This is a genomic window from Flavilitoribacter nigricans DSM 23189 = NBRC 102662 (assembly GCF_002646595.1).
GTDB classification, from domain to species: Bacteria; Bacteroidota; Bacteroidia; order Chitinophagales; family Saprospiraceae; genus Flavilitoribacter; species Flavilitoribacter nigricans.
In genome coordinates this window covers 62,760-80,792 of the sequence record NZ_PDUD01000033.1, presented here as the reverse complement: position 1 = coordinate 80,792, position 18,033 = coordinate 62,760, and the positions used below count along the sequence as shown (strand labels likewise).

The 18,033-nt window shown below is 52.5% G+C and carries 10 protein-coding genes and 1 pseudogene; 2 read left to right on the top strand and 9 right to left on the bottom strand.

Translation table 11 applies throughout. The features are described from left to right. Window positions 1-235: 235 nt before the first annotated feature. The 4 genes and pseudogenes from CRP01_RS43490 to CRP01_RS27900 all read right to left on the bottom strand — a co-directional run. Window positions 236-691 (bottom strand): annotated as a pseudogene (locus tag CRP01_RS43490) (polysaccharide deacetylase family protein); the annotation flags it as partial. Between the two features lie 78 nt (window positions 692-769). Further along, window positions 770-1,084: an L-rhamnose mutarotase gene (rhaM, locus tag CRP01_RS27915; protein ID WP_099153355.1), complete on the bottom strand. Its 315-nt coding sequence runs from the start codon at window positions 1,082-1,084 to the stop codon at window positions 770-772. A 633-nt stretch (window positions 1,085-1,717) separates the two neighbouring features. Then, window positions 1,718-3,214, bottom strand: coding sequence for a RagB/SusD family nutrient uptake outer membrane protein (locus CRP01_RS27905; RefSeq protein ID WP_099153353.1), 1,497 nt, complete (start codon window positions 3,212-3,214; stop codon window positions 1,718-1,720). 59 nt (window positions 3,215-3,273) lie between these two features. Further along, complete coding sequence (locus CRP01_RS27900; RefSeq protein ID WP_099153352.1) at window positions 3,274-6,411, bottom strand: SusC/RagA family TonB-linked outer membrane protein; 3,138 nt, start codon at window positions 6,409-6,411, stop codon at window positions 3,274-3,276. Window positions 6,412-7,273: 862 nt separating this feature from the next. Here CRP01_RS27900 and CRP01_RS27895 point away from each other — a divergent pair. Next, window positions 7,274-8,824: an alpha-N-arabinofuranosidase gene (locus CRP01_RS27895; protein ID WP_233752774.1), complete on the top strand. Its 1,551-nt coding sequence runs from the start codon at window positions 7,274-7,276 to the stop codon at window positions 8,822-8,824. 319 nt (window positions 8,825-9,143) lie between these two features. Here CRP01_RS27895 and CRP01_RS27890 read toward each other — a convergent pair whose 3' ends face one another. Next, complete coding sequence (locus tag CRP01_RS27890) at window positions 9,144-10,181, bottom strand: chemotaxis protein CheB (protein ID WP_099153350.1); 1,038 nt, start codon at window positions 10,179-10,181, stop codon at window positions 9,144-9,146. Window positions 10,182-10,418: 237 nt separating this feature from the next. Here CRP01_RS27890 and CRP01_RS27885 point away from each other — a divergent pair, with 237 nt between their 5' ends. After that, window positions 10,419-12,791, top strand: a complete 2,373-nt coding sequence (locus CRP01_RS27885) for a PDZ domain-containing protein (RefSeq protein ID WP_099153349.1) — start codon at window positions 10,419-10,421, stop codon at window positions 12,789-12,791. Between the two features lie 83 nt (window positions 12,792-12,874). On the opposite strand, the gene CRP01_RS27880 is transcribed toward CRP01_RS27885, so the two are convergent. From CRP01_RS27880 to CRP01_RS27865, 4 genes are all read right to left on the bottom strand, one after another. After that, complete coding sequence (locus CRP01_RS27880) at window positions 12,875-14,659, bottom strand: serine hydrolase (RefSeq protein WP_170110567.1); 1,785 nt, start codon at window positions 14,657-14,659, stop codon at window positions 12,875-12,877. Window positions 14,660-14,813: 154 nt separating this feature from the next. After that, window positions 14,814-15,311 (bottom strand): GNAT family N-acetyltransferase, encoded by a 498-nt coding sequence (locus CRP01_RS27875; RefSeq protein WP_099153347.1) that lies wholly within the window; start codon window positions 15,309-15,311, stop codon window positions 14,814-14,816. 12 nt (window positions 15,312-15,323) lie between these two features. Continuing rightward, window positions 15,324-17,147, bottom strand: coding sequence for an outer membrane beta-barrel protein (locus tag CRP01_RS27870; protein ID WP_099153346.1), 1,824 nt, complete (start codon window positions 17,145-17,147; stop codon window positions 15,324-15,326). Continuing rightward, window positions 17,137-17,700, bottom strand: a complete 564-nt coding sequence (locus CRP01_RS27865) for an RNA polymerase sigma factor (protein ID WP_099153345.1) — start codon at window positions 17,698-17,700, stop codon at window positions 17,137-17,139. Before CRP01_RS27865 ends, CRP01_RS27870 begins: the two co-directional genes overlap by 11 nt. Between the last annotated feature and the right edge of the window lie 333 nt (window positions 17,701-18,033).

Here is an 18,033-nt window from a genome sequence, read left to right as displayed (position 1 = left end):
GCAGGTATTGCAGGTAAGCTTCGAATAGATCGCGCGGTGTGGTCACCCAATCGTGGGCGTAATCCGGCACACCGTGCACAGTCAGTACAACGATCTTACCGTCCCGGGCCTGCTGAATGGCTTCCAGTACCCGCAATTTATCATCTCCCGTTGTACTGTAACTGGGAATAAAATAGGGATGATCCACCCTGGGGTCGTAGGGACGGCCTCCGCCGATCCGCGCGAAGGTGTAGCCCTTTTTGGCCATAATGGGAATCGCCTTCGGGTTGGTATAGTAGGCCGGATAAGCAAAAGTATTCGGCTTGGGAATGCCGTACTGGGCGCAGCGATCTTCGATGTATTCCAGTTCGCGGGTGATCCCCACTTCATCTACTTCGTCGAGATGCGTATGCCGACCGGTGTGATTGGCGACTTCAAACCCCAGGTCGTGTAATCCCCGGATCTGCTCCCAAGTCATGTACTTGTGTTTATCCTCAAAATCGGGGGGGAATTCGCAAACGTAAAAGCTGCCGCCGAATCCGTATTTTTTCAGAAGCGGCGCGACGTAGGTGGCGTGGGTACTCACCCCGTCGTCAAAAGTCAGGACCACCAGTTTGTCGGGAATGGGTTTCAACAAGTGATCTGTAGACTGGGCGTAGGATTGGATCCCGATACAGATACATACCAAAAGCAGGAGCAAAGATCTTCTCATCATTTTTTACGGTTGGTTCTCGATTGTTTTGTGGTTGAGGGAAAAGTCGCCCTCGGTATGGAAAAAGCAGTCCGCCGCTCAATCCATATGAAACACCTCTTCCAGAGCGCCCGTCACCGGCGAATTATCCGGATTGGTTTCCATGATATCGGCCATGTAGGCCCACCATTTTTTTACGATCGGATGTTGCGGTATGGCTTCCGGATCAAAGTCGTCCGCCAGCTTTTGCACGGCGAAAAGCGTTAGTGTTTTCCGGTCCAGGTAAATGGAGTAATCCTGAATTCCGGATTCGGAAAGGAAAGCCGAAAGTTCCGGCCAGATCTCATCGTGTCGTTTTTTGTACTCGGCTTCGAAGCCGGGTTTGAGTTGCATGGTAAAGGCGTTACGTTGCATGTATTCTCGTGATCTGTATTTGTGATTTATAATCTCGATATTTTCAGGAGTATCGTTTTGTGGAAGAGGAACCAATCCTGTAGCCGGTCTGTCCTACGGCCCTAAATATTAGGGTAGTTCAGTTTTCAAATAATAAAATGGCAACAGCAATTTCATCCACTCAAAAACAGGCGAAAAGATCGATGATAGACCAAACAGTTGTTGCTTACCTGCTATTGCAGTTGCAATTGACATTGCGATTGCAAAAATCTTAAACCATTGTTTAGAACTGGACATCCCTCTCCGTATGAAGCGCGTTAAAATCCTTATTAATAAGGACTGGCATTTCTTGTTTCCCACTTACCGACAGCACCATTTCGGGGCATAGATCCTCAAAAGATACGTTCTTTTCCGGAATTCCCAGCTGCGCCGCCCCGCATTCGGTTTTCTGATCTATCGGCAGAAAGCACAAAACCCCAATTGGTACTTCGGACTCAGGATATTGTTGTAAAACGATCCCGGTCGAAGCACCAATGGGGTGAGTCCACCGGCCAAAACCCGGCCGATGGCCTTTCACTAATGTAGATCACGCTTTTTTACCGGGGGCTTAGGATGTTCGGATCTAATCCAAAAATCCGAACATCCCAGCTTCCCTTAATAACCCGGATTCTGCTCGTATAGCCCGCGTTTCACATCCAGCTGATCCTGCGGGATCGGGTAGATGATATCATTGGCCGTTACTTGTTCCATTTTTCCGGAAGCGTCTTCCTGAGCGATCCAGGCATTCATCACATCCAGTACCTTACCGGTGCGGACCAGCACATTCCAGCGGGTATTTTCACCGGCGAATTCCTTCCTCCGCTCTTCCAGCAACATGTCCAGACTTACATTGGAAACCGGGGCCAGACCGGCACGCTGCCGCACCGCATTGACGATGGCGTCCACCTCATCCTGGGAACCGGAAGCACCCTGCAGGATACATTCGGCCTTCATCATCAGGATATCGGTATAGCGGATCAGCGGGTAATTGATCGGCCAGTCGAAGCGGTCACCACCGGCCTTGCTGACGTCCATGAATTTATCGTAGAACTGCGCATCGATCAGCGTACCGGCATCATCGGTATAATCCAGGAGGAAAGTTGGTTCCACGCGCAGATCTCCCGCCGCGTAGGCCGACAGCAGGTCCTCGGAAATATCTTTGGTACCGTCACCGGGATTCCCACCGGCGAAAGGCAGGTTGACGCGCGCCCAGGCTTCATCGTAATAAGCGGTCGGAAACAGCGCCCCAACGCCCAGTCCACCGCTGATGTACTGAATATCCCAGACGATCTCCTTGTTGCCTTCGTTGTTGTAGTCGAAGATCGCGGCGTAATCATCCAGCATTTCAAAACGATTGCTGTTGATCACTTCGTTCAGCAGATCGAGCGCCTGGCCGTACTCATTGGTGCCCAGGCAGGGGCCGTCCGGGTGCAATTCCGGACCGGAGCGGGTGAGATATACCTTGGCCAGAATACTTTTGGCGGCCATTGAAGTCGCCCGACCGGCATCGGCACCACCGTAAGATGCGGGCAAATTAGCCGCCGCGTATTCCAGATCGGAAATGATCAGGGCGTAAATATCTTCTACCGGACTGCGGCCGATGGAAAGGGCTTCGGAAGGTGTTACAAAACTCTCGAACAGCGGTAATTTGCCGAACCACTTCACCATATCGAAATAGAGCAAGCTGCGAAGAAATTTGGCTTCCCCTTCGATCCGGGCCCGCAGATTGGCGTCGGAGATCACGCTGCCGTTTTCCTCCAGCCGATCCAGTACCGTATTCGCCCGCATGATGCCGTTAAAGCAGTCGTTCCAGACGTTGCGGATGGTACCCAGCGTAGCCAGGGTATTCTGGAAATTGTTGATCGCATTCCAGTCGCGTACTCCGGACTGTCCCGGGGTGTAGATGTTATCCGAGCGGCATTCATCCAGGTCGACGTAGCGATCCGGATGGAACCGCAGTGTCTCGTAGGTCCCGTTGATCGCCTGTATGAAATCATCCTCCGTATTGTAAAAACCGTTGCTACCCGCATCGGAGATCGGCGCCAGATCCAGGTCTCCCTCGCAGCCCACGATGCCCAGCAGTAGCATTAGAAAAGGAACTATATTTCTCATGATAATTTTTCTTTTTAAAAATGTTCAATTCAAGTCCACGTTCTAGCCGGCAACCTCCCTTAGAAAGTGAGGTTGAGGCCAAAAATGATGGACTTGGGCAATGGGAACGCACCGTAGTCATCGCCGCTGTTGTTCACCGCTTCGGGATTAAACCCACCCAGGTACTTATCTCCGCCGAAGTAATTTTCCGCCGTCAGATAGATACGGGCGTTGCTCACCAGATTGCTGTTCAGTACATTTTGCAGGTTATACCCCAGGGTCAGGTTTCTCAGTCGCCAGTAGTCGTTCGGGTACAACCAGTCCGTATTTTTGATCCGGCCAAAGCTGGAGCTCGCCTTTCCCCTTTCGCCCGCTCCCGGATTATCCGGAGAACGCCAGCGATCGCGGTGGAAACCCAGGGTATTATCGGTGAAACCCTGTCCGGTACGGTCCATAGCCCGTCCGAAAGTAGAGTAGATCACTCCGCCCCACTGGCCCTGGAAGAGGAAGCTCAGATCGAATCCTTTATAACTGAAAGTATTGGTGATGCCCCAGACGTAGTCCGGATTGGGATGCCCGGAAAGCACCCGGTCGTCGGGAGAGATTACCCCGTCACCGTTCGCATCGACGTATTTGGGATCACCTTCCTGCTGGTTGCCGTAGAGGGCCGCACCACCGTCAATATCCGACTGGGAAAGAATGCCGTCCTGCTGTACCACGAAAATGCTGTACATCGGTTCGCCCACCATCAGGATGTTGTGGGTAATATCGAAGGCGCCGCCCAGGATCGGGGTATTTTCCGGTCCGAGCTGGACCACTTCGTTGGAGTTGTGGCTAAAGTTGATGCTGGTATTCCAGCCCAGTTCGCCGGTCAGGTTGCGGGTCGATAGTTCTACCTCCCAGCCTTTGTTGAGCACTTCGCCGATATTCGTCAGTGCGGAAGAAAAGCCGATAGCAGTCGGTACCGGAATATTGAGCAGCAGATCGGTATTCCGTTTGGTGTAATAGTCGAAAGAGGCAAACACCCGGTTTTCGAACAGGCCGACGTCCAGACCGATATCGATCGTCTCGGATTCTTCCCAACCCAGGGAGCGGTTGGCAAAGTTGCCGGGAACCTGTCCGGGAGCCAGATTGCCGCCGAAGGTGTAATTTGCGAAATTGAGTAGCGATACGTGGGAGTAATCACCAATACCGTTGTTGCCGGAGATCCCCCAGCTTGCCCGCACTTTCAGGCTGCTGATCAGGTCGACATTTTCCATAAACGCCTCTTCGGACACGCGCCATCCGGCCGACACGGAGGGGAATACGCCCCATTTGGTATCCGGCCCGAAACGGGAGGAACCGTCGCGCCGCAGCGAGGCCGCGAGCAGATAGCGATCGTTGAAGTTGTACTGCAAACGACCGAAGTAGGAGATCAGGGTATTTTTCGTTTCCCGTGTGTACGTTCCGCCCGCGTTGATGTTGGCGGCGTTCAGGGTGGTGATCACCTCGGAATTGAATCCACCGGCCACCCGGATATCGTAATTGTCGAATTTCGACGTATTGTAAGAAGTACCGATCACCGCGGAGAGATTGTGCAGCCCGCCCAGCGTTTTGCTGAAAGAGAGGGTATTCTCATTAACGAAGGTCTGGCGACGATATCCACTGTAGCGGCCACCGGCAGTGCGGTTGCGCGTTACCCAGGCTGGTGTGTAGTCTTTGTTGGTCTGATCGGCGTGATCGAGGTTGAAACTGGTCCGGAAATCCAGACCGTCCAGCAGATTGTACTGGGCGTAAACGGTGCCCAGCGTACGGAAGATCTTGCGGTCACCGATGGTATTTTCGATCACGCGGATCGGGCTGGAACGGGAGCTGCCCCAGGTGTAGGGCGTGTTGTTGCCCACGTTAACGTCCAGACCGACGGTATCCTCCGAGATAGGTACCATACCGACGGCAATGTGCATCTGCTGGTCTTTGCCTTCTACCCCCGGATCACTGGCAATCGAATAGGACGGCGACAGATTGATCCCCAGCGTCAGGCGGTCGCTGGCGTTCACCTCCACATTGGCCCGGGCCGAATATTGCTTGTAACCCACACCGATGGCGATCCCTTCGGAATCCAGGTAATCGCCGGATACGTAATACTTCACATATTCATTGCCACCCGAAGCGGAAAGCTGATAATTCTGCATGGAACCCCTACGGAACATCTCATCCTGCCAGTCGATGAATACCAGTCCGGGATGGCCGGGCTGGGACCAGCGGTCATCCTTGATGAGACCCCGGTTGAAGGCGCCCCCCAGGATCTGCAGGCGTTCGGCGGAAGTCTGGTCGGCCGTGCGGCCGGCACCGGAATTAACCCAGGCATTATCGATCATTTCGGAGGCGCGGTCGATCCACTCCTCGGCATTCAGTATGTCCAGCTTTTTCGCCGTTTCATTGAAACCGTAGGAAACGTTCAGGTTGATCCGGGCTTTGCCGGCCTGTCCGGATTTGGTCGTGATCAGTACAACCCCATTGGAAGCCCGGGAACCGTAAATAGCGGCAGCGGCGGCATCCTTCAGTACTTCGATGGACTGGATATCGTTCGGATTGAGGTTATCCAGCGGGTTTCCGGCACCGAAACCGCCGTTGGCGTTCTGCTCGGAGACTTCCAGCGGAAAGCCGTCGATCACGTACAGTGGCTGATTGTTCGCATTGATAGATCCCGTACCGCGGATCTGTACCTTAAAACCGGCACCGGGCAAACCACTGGTCTGCTGCACCCGTACTCCGGCCAATTGCCCCACCAGTGCCTGATCCACCCGGGCAATGGGGCGCTCTTCCAGGCGCTCAGCTTCGAAGCGGGCTACCGCTCCGGTAATATCGGCCCGCTTCTGGGTACCGTAACCGATCACGACCACTTCGTCCAGGATGGTGCCGGAACTCAATTGTACATTGATCACACTCTGGCCGGCGACTTCAATCTCTTTGGGCGTATAGCCGGTGTAGGAGTATACCAGCGTGGTCGCATCGTCCGGGATCTCCAGGGAATATCTTCCGTCAAAATCGGTAATGGTACCGGTGGAGGTACCTTTCACTACTACATTGGCACCGATCAGCGGATCGTTCGACTCCGCATCGGTTAGCGTTCCGGATACCATTCGCTGGCTCCATCCGAATTGCAGGGAGAGCACACAACATCCCACCAACAGTAATGATCTGAAGAGTCGATGTTGTAAGTTGGTTAACATTTTCATAAACTAAAGTTTAACGGTGTAAAAATCTCCACGGGTAATAAGCCGGCTACCACCATGTTCGGCCACAGGCATGAACTACCTGTTCGCCCAATGGCGGTCAGACCATGGCTGCTTCCGGGAAAGATCTGAGTCTTCGCGGCGGAGGGTTTGGGTTGTTACGCTGTGGAATTGGTCACGGAGCATACGTACGCGCTCCGGCAATGGGAAAATGTTTAGGAATTCGGGTTGAGATCCTCTTTTCTGTGGGCTCATTCGGCAAAAACGTCATCAATATCGTGCAGGTCCATTGATCACGTCATCCGTCATCCCACCTACCGGTTAGGATCGCTTCCCGAGTTAGTAGTTTTAAAAAAGCAGGCTTTAAAAATGAAATCGCAGAAAATCGCAGTACGTACGTGGTTGGTCAGCCTGTAAAGCCAATTTAAACCATTCTCTCTTGCAAAATGGTGCAAAAATCAACCTTAGGCACTCAAAAATTAACTTATTTTACTATCGAGACTCCTTTTCTTTTATTTTGATTAAAACTTCAAGAACAAAATATTATTTCAAAATACAATATACAGTTGTCCGGTAGGGCAACCATTCCGGTCTATTCTGCTTTGGGGCAAAAACCATTCTGTTCTGTTCTATTCTGTGAAAACAGGAGCAATCGAATCACCGACCGGCCCTGCAGTTTGGAAATGTCCGTCATTGTTCCGGTCAGCAATATTCAAAACCCCATACAGCTATGATTTTCCTGCACAAAACCCTATTATTGGGCCGGTTGGTAACCATACCCGGTTCCCGGCCACGGCCAATAGCATAAACAACCACTCCGCTTTGCGAAATCGATTGATTTTTTCATTACAAAACATCAGCCATTATGCTTAAACGAGTATTTTTTTCAATGCTGCTGCTGGCGGCTCTGACGCCGGCCTTCAGCCAGCAGACGGATAGCCGGATCATCGTAAATGCGGATCAGGGCGAGCACACGATCAGCCGTCAGATCTACGGGCATTTTGCGGAGCACCTGGGTCGCTGTGTCTACGGTGGTTTCTACGTCGGGGAGGACAATACGGATATCCCGAACACCAACGGCATTCGCAATGACGTCATCAAAGCCCTGAAGGAACTCAAGGTCCCCAATCTCCGCTGGCCGGGCGGCTGTTTTGCCGACACCTATCACTGGAAAGACGGCATCGGCCCCAAAGCTGACCGGCCGACCATCGTCAACGTCTGGTGGGGCGGGGTAACGGAAGACAACAGCTTCGGTACCCACGATTTCCTGAATATGTGCGAAATGCTGGACGCCGAACCTTATCTGGCCGCCAATGTTGGCAGCGGTGAGGTCCAGGAACTGATCGACTGGGTGCAATACGTCAATCACGGCGGCGTAAGCCCCATGTCCGACCTGCGCAAGGAGAACGGCCGCGAAGAACCCTGGGGCGTAAAATACTGGGGTGTAGGCAACGAAGCCTGGGGCTGCGGCGGGAACATGACGCCGGAATACTACGCCGATGTCTATAAAAAGTACGCCACCTTCATGAGTACCTGGCGCAATGAAGAAGGCATCTTCCGCATTGCGTCCGGAGCGAGTTCGGGTGACTACAAGTGGACGGAAGTACTGATGCAGAAACTTCCTCCCAGCCTGGTGGAAGGCCTCGCCTTGCACCACTATTCGGTGATTGACTGGAACAACAAAGGGCCGGCAACCGGCTTTAGTGAAGAGCAATACTTTACCACCATGCAACGGGCCCTGCATATGGAAGAACTGGTCACCCGCCACTCTACCATTATGGATAAATACGATCCGGACCAACGTATTGCTCTGGTAGTTGACGAATGGGGCGGCTGGTACAATGTGGAACCCGGCACCAACCCCGGCTTCCTCTACCAGCAAAACACCATGCGGGATGCCATGATCGCCGGTACGACCCTCAATATCTTTCACAATCACGCCGACCGGGTACGCATGGCCAATCTGGCCCAAACCATCAACGTACTGCAGGCCGTACTGCTGACGGATGAAGAAAAAATGATCCTCACCCCGACCTACCACGTGATGAAGATGTACAACGTGCACCAGGATGCGCAACTGCTTCCACTGACCCTCCAGAATGTGGATTACGAACTCAATGGGCAGAAACTGCCGGCGATTTCCGCTTCTGCGTCTAAGGATGCCGACGGAAACGTACACGTTTCTCTGGTGAATATCGACGCCAAAAATGCCCGGACGGTCAGCCTTACCGTACGCGGCACGGAGAAAGGTTCCGTTTCGGGGACCATTTTGCAGTCCGCCAATCTGAGTGACCACAATACTTTTGATAATCCGGACAAAATAGCACCGAAAACTTTCCGCGGTTTTCAGAAGAATGGAGACCAACTGACGGTTACTCTGCCTCCGTTTTCGGTAGTGGTGCTCGCGGTGGAGTAGATCTTATAATACGAATCGACTAGTTTATTCCATACTCTGGACAAAATGACAAACCGGGGTGACCAGGAGATTGGGGGCGGGAGAACAGGCATTGCCCTTTTCCCTTTTTCCGAGTCTGCTGGTCTTCCCGGTTTGAAAAAATCTGTTGTGGTTAGATACTAAAAGGAGAGCTATACAGCTAGTGGGTGAGCATCAGGTCAAGCATGGGGTATCACATTCCAGGGCCCCTTATTTTCCAAAGTTGTTTTAGAGCCTATCCAAAAACCATCTATAGAACGTCATTTTCGACAGCAAAAATGGTTTCTGGAAAGCCCCTTAATCAGGCGCAGTCCGGAAGTTCTTTTTTCAAAAACTCTTCTTCGTTAAGTTTGGGGGGCGGAATGTTCATCGCCTCCTTCAGCGTATCCCTACTTCTGGTAGCTTCTTCAATTTTTCTTTCCAGGCTGTTCACCAGGGTATTAAACCCCCTGTTTTTATTGGTAGCTACCGATTTTTCAAGCAAAACGATGCGTTCCTCCAAAGTGCGCAGTGCCACCCAGAGACTTTCTTCAATTTTTGCACTTTGCCCTACCAGCAGCGATTCGAGCGTAAATCCATGTCCCGTATGGCAACGGTAACGAGGGATGTTTTTTTCGTGCTCCATCAGCCATAACGGGCCGTCGCAATCCGGGCAGCTGATGGGAACCTGTTCCCCAATTTCTTCTTCCAGCCTTATTCTGCTGGCTATTTTCATGGATATGGCTGCTTCCTGTTTGATGTACTTAGGGATCTCCTTTTTTTCCGGCGGATCCGAGGCTACCAGTTCGATGATCTTTTGGCCCATATCAGCTACATTACAGCAGAAGTGCGGTTTTACCGTTTTGAGGGCAAATTCCGGCATATCCGAGTACTGTGCATCATTCGGGTTTTGCACTATCGTCAGCCCGTTGCAGTTTTTCACGGCCTGTAAACCGCTGGTACCGTCATTTAGTAATCCGGTGAGAATAATACCGATAACCCGATGGCCAAAATTTGCCGCGGCAGTCCTAAATAAAGGATCGATGGCCGGACGAGAAAGGTTTTCCGTAGGTCCTTTGCTCAGAAAGAGTTTTTTGCCGTTGATAAGCAAATGAAAATCCGGAATTGACAGATATACATTACCGGTTTCGACCACCATATCCTGCTCGGCGTACTGTACTTTCAAGGCCGTCACTTCAGCAAGCGATCCGGCAAAATAGGAGGTACTGTTCGTGGCAGCGTGCTGAACCACTAGAAAAATCGCATTGATATCCGCTGGAATATCTTTGAATAACGCTCTGAGTGCATCATGGCCGCCGGCCGAGGTCCCGATAACAACGATTCTGGTATCTTCTTTCATTGGTTTAAGGGATAATACCCGGATCTCACGATCCCGGTTGTATTTCCTAAGTAACCTGTCTCTGGCGTTAAAAGTTAGATTCCAGACCAGTATAATTGCCGTATTCCCCCAGAATTACCCAAATGAGCAAAAATCTGCATAAGGTTGGCAAATCTATAGGTAGAAGCGATACGGACTTATATAGAAATTAGAACTTTCTTTCAGTTAAGGAAAATTGCCGAAACAAATCTCCCCTGAATGCGCCTTATACCCTACTTAATTCTGATCAGTTTGCTATTCAACTCCTGTGGAGGAAACAGGCAGGAAATTTTTGTAGCTCCTGATGGTAACGATCAGAATAGTGGACAACAAAATGCACCGCTGCAAAGCCTGCAACGCGCCCTTGAGCTGGTGAAAGACCTTCGGGAAAAAGATCCCGAATCGGACCTGACCATCTATCTCCGCCGGGGCACCTATTATCTGGATCGGCCACTGGTGTTCGATGCCATTCACTCGGGCACTCCGGAACATCCATTGCAGTTGACGGCTTACCGGGATGAAGCAGTAACGATCTCCGGAGCCAGACATCTGGAACTGAACTGGTCAGCGGGGGAAGGGCCATTGCTGCAGGCGGAACTAAAGGCCGATCAGCCGTTCGATCAGTTGTATCTGAACGGCCGCAAACAGATCCGGGCCCGCTACCCGAATTATGACCCGGACATTTTGATCTACAACGGCTACGCCACCGACGCGATCGCTCCGGAACGGATCAGCACCTGGTCCCGACCGGAAACCGGCGTACTTCACGCCATGCACCGCGCGGAATGGGGTGGCTATCACTATCGGATCACCGGCGTGAACGCAGCCGGAGAAGCCACGCTGGAAGGTGGCTTCCAAAATAACCGGCAGATGGGTATGCACCGGGAATTCCGCTTTGTGGAAAACATCCGGGAAGAACTGGATGCTCCCGGGGAGTGGTATTACGATGATGCGGAGGAAAGACTCTATTATTTTCCGGCCCCTGATCTTGACCCCGATACGTCCCGGGCCGAGATCGCTTCGCTGGAACACCTGTTTGAATTTCGGGGCTCCAAAGATGCACCAGTACATGACATTACCGTAGCCGGTCTGGAATTCCGGCATACCCGCAGCACTTACATGCGCACCAAAGAGCCGCTGCTGCGGAGCGACTGGGCCATCTACCGGGGAGGAGCCCTGCTACTGGAAGGCACCGAGAATATACTAATCCAACATAATCAGTTTCGACAATTGGGTGGAAACGCCGTGTTTGTCAATCAGTACAACCGAAAAACCAACATTTCCACCAACCTTTTCGAACAGATCGGGGCCAGCGCCATTGCACTGGTCGGTAGCCCCGAAGCTGTTCGTTCTCCCAGTTTTGAATACCACGAATGGGTCGCGGCCGATCAACTGGATCGTGAACCGGGGCCCAAAAACAACGACTATCCCGCTCAGGCTTTGATCGAAGGGAATCTGATACGCGATATCGACACTATCGAAAAACAGGTAGCCGGCGTACAGATCTCGATGGCCTCCGGGATCACCCTGCGCCACAATACCATCTACAATACACCCCGGGCCGGCATCAATGTGAGCGAGGGTACCTGGGGCGGCCATATGATCGAATACAACGATGTATTCAACACCGTGCTGGAAACCGGCGATCACGGTGCATTCAACTCCTGGGGACGAGACCGTTTCTGGCACCCCAACCGACAGATCATGGATAGCCTTACCCGTGCGGAACCCGGGCTCATCCTGCTCGATGCCCAAAATACCACCACTATTCGCAATAACCGCTTCCGCTGCGATCACGGCTGGGATATTGATCTGGACGACGGATCGAGCAATTACCATATCTACAATAATCTCTGCCTGAACGGCGGTATCAAACTCCGCGAAGGCTTCCACCGGACGGTTGAGAATAATATCATGATCAATAACTCCTTCCACCCGCATGTCTGGTTTGAGGGCAGTCACGATGTCTTCCGGCGCAATATTGTGATGACCTGGTACAAACCGATCCGCCTGAACGGCTGGGGGGATGAGATCGATTACAACCTGCTGCCCGATTCGGCCGCACTCAGCCGGTCCCACGAGTTGGGACTGGATACCCACGGAGGCTACGGCAATCCAGATTTTCTGGACCCCGGTACCGGAGATTTCCGGGTGGCAGACGCCTCACCGGCACTCGCGCTGGGATTCGAGAACTTCCCCATGGATTCCTTCGGCGTTATGGATCCAAAGCTCCGGGCGATGGCGGATACTCCGGAGATTTCCGCGCCGCTGTTCTTTCTTCCAAAAGCAGGAAGCAGTTCACCCCTCGTGGATTTCCTCGGCGCTCAGGTCAGTGATATCCGGGGATTGGGAGAACGCTCAGCCGCCGGCCTCGACAGCGATAAAGGGGTAATGGTGCGAACCGTACCCGCAGAAAGCCTGGCCGGCAAGGTGGGCCTGCAAGCCGGAGATGTTCTCATTTCGCTCAATAACCATCCGGTCGAGCGGGTCGCCCAGCTCATGGAACACTATCAGGGGGAAAGCTGGCGAGGAGCTATCGAGCTTTCGTACATACGAAACCAGGAACAGCATAAACTGGATATAAAGCTATAACCAGACTGACTCCCTGGAAAACCAATTCGAATACGGAATGCCCTTGCAGGTCATGATTATACTTGCTCCTTCTCCTCTACCGTCTAACGTCCCCGCTGCAGATAATCGTAGCTCGATACCAGTTCAAAATCCGGCGAAAACGCAAATAACTGGTCCAGTACCCATTTGTGATTATCCCCGACAATGATCAGAATACGGTCCTCCGGGGGCTCACTGAATTGCAGCACATTGGCCACCATCCGGACATTCCGCCGGTACCAGCGTCCGAGCCAGTCGGGCCCCATCCAGTTCTTTTGAATACCCACCCGGATCTCGTACATGTGCATGCGCTGGGCGTTGATCGTTCCTGCCTCCGGTGAATTCATCACCAGGAGCCGGTCGTAAAGAGACAGGCCATCCAGTGCTTCCTGGTTTTTACCGAAGCGCTCGATCAGTACGGATTCGTGCACATTGTAAAAGCCGTCATCATTGGCCTTGGCGTATTCCCCGAATTTATCAAAGGTAAAACCCTCCAGAGAGCCGATGAATTCGGTCTGATCGTCAAAAAGATAGAGGCGTTCGTGCCCCATCTTCCGCGCCAGCCGAAATCCGAGCTGGTAGGTTTCATTGGTCAGGCTATCGATGGACAGCGCTCCGTTTAGAAAATCGGAGTAGCGCTGATTCGCTCTTTCGGTAAGTCGGGGTTCCCATTCCAACACCACTTTCGTCGGCCGGAATGCCGCCAGCGCATCCGCCAGTTTTTCCAGCTGCTGCTGATTTTCCGCATCGAGTTCATCGTAATGATCTTCCTGCCGAAAGTGATGCGTGCCCACCACCATTACTTGCGAGCGGGGCAGATCGTCGTACCCCAGCAACAATTTCCCGGGATCGGGCATATCACCAGGGTCCGTAGTTTCCGTCCGGACCGTATTGCGGATCATTTTCAGAAAATCCGGCCCCATCCAGTTCATATTCTGACTGGGATCATTGTTGCGGCAGGATTGTTGCCGGATCAGCAACAGACGTTCTTTGGGAAATACGATGGTCATCTGACCGAAATCGCCCATGGCCGCGTAATTATCCTGGGCGGTATCTATCCACCACAAATAGCCGTAATAAGCCGCCTTTGCGGAAGGAGTCGTGCTTTGGTTTACCCAGGTTGCGGGCACCAGCTGTCGTCCCTGATACCGGCCGCCGTTCAGCATCAACTGGCCGATCCGGGCGGCATCTTCAGCCGTTGTCATCGCGCCTCCGTAGGTGATATCGTTACCCGCCTCATCTTTTACCAGATGGGTATCCGACATCCCAAGGGGTTCAAAAAGTAACTCCCGGAATACGGTACCCGCAGCTTGCCCGGCGGCCTTTTCGATCAATGCACCCAATAGCTGCACACTTTCGTTGGAATAGCTGAAGCGCGTTCCCGGAGTTCGATCCAGAGGCAAGTCCAGCACAAAGGCCCGCATATCCTTTTGGGCGAGTACCGAACTGGCCGCCGGCCGCCGATCGATGCCCGCCGACATGGTCAGTAGCTGTTCCACCGTTACGTTACTGTCACAGCCCGCCCGCCATTCGGGCAGGTAATCGCAAACCGGATCCCGGACGCTTTTGATCTTTCCCTGGTTCACCAGGATGCCGATCACCAGACCGGTCCAGGATTTAACCATGGAGGCCGTATTCATCGGTTCCCGGCAGGATTCGTCCGCCCAGCTTTTCACCAGTTTGCCATCCTGGTAGAGCAGCATTTTATTGGCGCCGGTAGCGGCCACGAATTCGGTTAGGCTATCCACCGCGGACGCGTTCAATTGAAATTCCTGCGCGGATAAAGAAGGTAAGGTGAAGAGCAGTAACATCAACCCGGCTACTGCCGGGGCGAGTATCTTTTTTTCCATACTTTCCATTTTGTCGGGTGAAAAGAGGAAAATAGAAAAGTAAATCCGGAAATAAACATTTTATCTAAGTACGGTAGGCAACGGCCTCCAGAAAACAGCCTTGAACGGATAAAGGATCATTCAGGGAAGCTGGCGGGCGGCCTACTACTCCACGCTAGCGGGTAAGGTCCATAAAAAAGATATGGGCATCCACGTATCCCAGGCCCTCCTGGTAAAATCCGCCCGGAACCGTTCCGATGATCGAAAAACCATTGGCCTGCCAGGTGCGGATAGCGGCCTTATTGGTACTGACAACGAGATTGAATTGCATCCCCCGGTATCCCAGCGTACGGGCGGCGGCTACCGAATGGGCGCACAACTGATCACCGATGCCTTGCCCCCTAGCCCGTGTATCCACCATATAGGCTGCATTCGCAATGTGCTTTCCGTAACCGGGCTGGTTGGGTTTGAGAATATAGGCTCCCACAATTTCCGTTTCCGTTTCGGCTACGAAGATGGCATTGGACAGGTTGATCCAGCTTTCTTCGATCTGCTCCCGGGTATAAGTATCGTCGTAGGGGAAATAGACCTTCTGGTCCATGATGGTCTTCCACAGGTGCCAGACAGCCTCCAGATCAGCAGTTGTTGCCGGACGAATTTGCAGACTGGCCATCGCGGTTGCGGTTTACTTCAGTCTTACCTTAAATCCAAAGATGAGGGAGTTGGTATGGATACGATCGTAATACGGACCAAGCCCTTTGTTGAAATAGATCAGGGAATGATTGTAAGTAGGCTGTGCGTAAATACTCCAGTAATCCGTCAGGAATCGCTCGATGCCGAAACCGACGTTCCCACTCAGGTAACTGTTTTCCCGAAGGCTTCCGCCTTCCAGCCATCCCTGCGTGAAGTTATCGAATTGCGATTTGATGGAAGGAGCATTGCGCCCGGAATTATCTTCACCCGGCCGGCTTGGTGTAGGCCGGAATTCTCCCGTGGTAAAACCATCCGGTTCGGCCAGGTAGTAATTGGACTGGGTCGTTACGTGCAGCGACATACCGGCCATGGCGTAGATGCGCCAGCGGTTTTTCCGTAAGAAATTGTACCGGAAATTCAGCGGCACCTGGAAGACGTCGAGGTCAAACTGCTTGGTACCGTCGCCAAAGAAGCCATCTTCCACGCTACCGTCCAGTACCAGGATCGGCAGGGAGTAGTATCGCTTGTTAGAGTACATCAGGCCCGTTTCGAGTTCTACCCGACCTTTTTCCAGACCGATGGTCAGGCCACCGCTGTAGCCCAGTGAGTAGCGATCGTCCTGGTAGTATTTTCCTCGGGCGAGAGTGGAGGGTGTAATGACGCGATTGTAGTCCGGCCCTCCCTGCATACCGATGCGAATGAAGGTAGACTGCTTGGCCATTTTGGCTTCCTTATCCAGTTTTCCTTTGCAGGTCAGGCAGAGCGGATGGGCCATTCCGGTAGGCAGATAAGCCAGCACCCCGAGTACATTCGACGGGTTCATCCCCATCACGTTGTGATCCAGCTTGGGCTCATCGGAATTCGGGAAAATATCCGCCGTTATCTTTTGATTGGGAACGGGCAGCTCGCGGGTCTCGGAAGGCAGTCTGGACAGATCGGCTACTTCTTTGTAAACAGCCCCTTCCAGTTTATCGCCATCGGGGGTCCGGCTCTCAGCGAACTCCGGGCCGATAGTCGGAGACTGCTCCGGATCAAGAGCGGCCAGTTCGGAACGGGCGTTATCCGCCGTGGCCGCTTCGGCCCCGGCAACCGCCGTACCGGCAGCGTTTTCGGTAGCCGCACGATCAGCAACATCCGAGGCGGAAGCATCGGTATCGGCTTTCGCTATGGTACGATCAGCGGCACTTTCACGGCCTTCTTTGGCCTGCGGCCGGGCCTGATGGAAAGGTTGTTTTGTTTGTGGTATATTATTTTCAGTGGGGAAAGGCAGGCGAATGAAGGTGAGCAACAGCAATACCAAAAGAGAAAGCTCCATGGCTTTGTAGCGCACGATGCGTTCCCCGACGTAGGCATTGGCCTCCAGCTTTTTGAGCAGCATGGGCCAGTGGTTCGGATCGTAGGGTTTTTCCAGGCGATGCATCCGGTCGTAGATTGCCTCGTCCATGGTCTGCATTTCCGCTCCGGCGGGAGATCCTTCGTCAATCTCATCCAGGCGGTCGTTCATCCAGTCCCAGGTTTCCGGACGGTAGGGAGCGGCCAGATTGGCCATTTTACTGCGTACAGCCTCATCCAGCGGATCGGGTGTAGCCTCCTGGGCATCAAGGCGGTCGTTCATCCAGTCCCAGGTCTCGGGCCGGTAGGGAGCGGCCAGATTGGTCAGTTTACCGCGTACAATATCGTCTAAAGGATCGGCCCCGGCCTCCTCTGCATCCAAACGTTCGCTCAGCCGGTCCCAGTTCTCGGGCCGGTAAGACGAACCCAAGTTGGTCATCTTCTCCCGGATGACGTCGTCCAACTTGTTTGGCTTATCCTTCATATCCGTAATTTCTAGGACCTAACATCTCTCTTAACTTCATTCTGGCTTTTACCAGGTTCGATCTCGATGTACTCTCCGTGATATCCAATGTCTGAGCGATCTCCCGGTGGGAATATCCCTCGATGACATAAAGGTTAAATACTGCCCGGTAGGCAGGTGACAATTCCTGAATGGCCGCCAGGATCTCCTGCTCCGAACACTGGCTGATGGCATCAGCTTCGTCGTAGCTCAGATCGTAGGCCTCTTCAATGTCTTCGGTCCGTCTGCGTATCGTCTTGCGATAATAATCAATAGCTGTATTGACCATGATCCGCCTGATCCAGGCGGACAATGAGGTCCCCGGTTGATACTTACCAACGTTTTTAAAAACCTTGATAAACCCTTCGTGCAGAATATCGAGGGCATCTTCCTGATGATTGGAGTAGCGCAGGCATACGCCCATCATCTGGCTGTAGAACTCTTCGTACAGCATTTTTTGTGCCCACCGTTCCCTGCGGATACAGGCCTTTATCAGGTCCTTTTCTTCGAAATTATACTGCAAAGCAATATCCATGGTTCTGAGTTGGCTACTAAGTTAAATGGTTTACCGGAATAAACCACCAGGGACGACAGCTTTTCGACTGACTTTGACACCAATACGACAACGTCCCGTGCCCCGGATTTGCTGCCTTCCGGCCTAAATTTAGAGGGTAAAAAACAATTTTATAATGTTTTAAAATTACAAAAACCAAATTTTTTGTTAATAGTTGTAAAATCCTTACCTTTGCCGGATAGGAATTTTACGGTTTTCTTCGTCATTTCCGGATTGACCGGGACGATGTTTAAAATTAGATTTACATTCGCGGGACGGCATTATTCCGTAATTTCACACCCCTTTTAGCACAAA